The sequence below is a fragment of the Marinimicrobium sp. UBA4209 genome (assembly GCF_002381585.1).
GTDB lineage: Bacteria > Pseudomonadota > Gammaproteobacteria > Pseudomonadales > Cellvibrionaceae > Marinimicrobium > Marinimicrobium koreense.
Genome location: NZ_DFTP01000071.1, coordinates 7,186 through 7,466, shown reverse-complemented (window position 1 = coordinate 7,466; position 281 = coordinate 7,186). Strand labels below are relative to the sequence as shown.

General features: G+C 62.3%; 1 protein-coding gene. It reads right to left on the bottom strand.

Going from position 1 to position 281, the window contains the following annotated elements; all coding sequences use genetic code 11:
• Positions 1-281, bottom strand: a 281-nt coding sequence (locus B3187_RS10725; protein WP_286806368.1) for a hypothetical protein, incomplete at both ends; no start/stop codon positions are given.

Genomic DNA, 281 nt, shown 5'->3' with positions numbered 1-281 from the left:
GACACATCCAGGCGATAGGGGCCGCTGCGGTAGGGCAACTCGCCGTCACTGTTCTTGTCCATCGTGCCCGCTTGTTGTCGCTTCAAAGCTGTCACGCCCCCGGCTGGCTGCAAGCCCTTTCGTCCGACAGCCAAATCGAAATTGGCCCGCGTGGATCCCACGCCTTCCTTGCTGATTTGCAAGGTCAGCGGCCAGCTACCGTCCATGGAGGGCTCAAAGGTGCCCTGGTAGAGACCGGGCTCAACCTCCTGCATGTCAGCCGGAGCCTGCATGGCGGGCAT